The sequence below is a fragment of the Candidatus Cloacimonadaceae bacterium genome, from assembly GCA_030693415.1.
Classification (GTDB): Bacteria; Cloacimonadota; Cloacimonadia; order Cloacimonadales; family Cloacimonadaceae; genus JAUYAR01.
In genome coordinates this window covers 1-1,434 of the sequence record JAUYAR010000086.1, presented here as the reverse complement: position 1 = coordinate 1,434, position 1,434 = coordinate 1, and the positions used below count along the sequence as shown (strand labels likewise).

The 1,434-nt window shown below is 55.4% G+C and carries 1 protein-coding gene; it reads right to left on the bottom strand.

The genetic code is table 11. The features are described from left to right. Nucleotides 1–1,434: chitobiase/beta-hexosaminidase C-terminal domain-containing protein (locus Q8M98_05165; protein MDP3114151.1), on the bottom strand; the 1,434-nt coding region annotated here is incomplete at both ends.

Below are 1,434 nucleotides of genomic sequence, written 5' to 3'. Positions count from 1 at the left end.
ACCTGACCGGTGATGTCATAGACTTCGGTTCCAGTGCTGCTTGAGTCCCAACCGGTCTTGTATGCCTTGGCTTTGATCGTCATCGTGATATTGAGTGGGATGTTGATCGCAGTCGTGTAAAGGGCTGAGGCATCAGTGGGTTCAGATCCGTTCGTGGTATAGCGGAAATATGCACCCTCGGTGGCAGAAGTTAGCACCACCGATTGCGCGCTGGGATATGATCCTCCCGGAGGTGTAAAGATCACGCCGGAAACCGTTCCGGTCACGGTATAGGTTGCTACTGCGATCTGGCTTTCGATCCAATCGGTGCGGTAGGCTCTGGCTTTGATCGTCAGTGTGGTATTGAGCGGGATGTTGACTGGTGCGCCATAGAGTGGCGAAGTCATATCCGGTTCGGATCCATCAATAGTGTAGCGGATCGTTGCTCCGGGTGTGGAAGTCGTTATCGTCACATTCTGTGCTGTGGGATATGTCCCTCCCAGAGGATTGAACACAGGAGTCGCCACCACGGGGACGTAAACGCCGATGGCGTAGGTAGCCGACACGATCGGTGAATCCTGATAGCCGGCTTTGATAGCATAGGCTTTAATGGTTTGGTTGATATTCACCAGGATCGGAGTGGTATAGACCATACCATTGACGGGACTGGGATCGGTGCCGTCGGTGGTGTAGCGGATCGATGCTCCGGTCGTGGAACTGCTCAGAACCACGTTTTGGGCGTTGGCATAGGAGCCGGCGGGAGGAGCGAAAACTGGTGCTGCAGCGGCAAAGTTGTAGCTACCGCTGATGTAGGAAGGCAGCCAGCCTGCTTTGATGGCGACCGCTCGGATCGTTCTGGCTGCGTCAATCGGAATCGGAGCGCTGTAAAGCGTTCCATTGTCGGCAGCGGGGACACTTCCGTCCAAGGTATAATAGACCGCAGCGTCGGGGGGGATCGGATTGCCGATCGCGATACTGATCGCATTGGCATAGGTGCCGGGAGCGGGTGTCAGAACCGGTTGATCGAAAGCGGTGGTGCCGGTGACATTATAGACTTCAGTGCCGATATTGCCCGTAAGCCAATTGCTCTTGAATCCACGGGCTTTGATCATCACGCTGATGGAAAGCGGTACGTTGATCGCCGTCGTATAGAGCGCAGAAGCAGCAGTCGGATCGCTGCCGTTCAGCGTGTACCGGATAGTAGCGCCTTCGGTCGCGGTGCTCAGGATCACGTGCTGCGCTGTAGTATAGGTTCCGCCGGAGGGAGTGAAGATCACGTCCGCCACCTGACCGGTGACCACATAGTTTGCGGAAACGATCTGGCTCGGAGTCCAACCATCCTTGTAAGCGATCGCTTTGATAAATAGCGAACTGTTCTCAGGAACGTTGATCGCTCCCGTGTAGATCGTGCCAAAGGTCGGGCTGGGATTGCTGCCGTCCGTTGTATAACGGATA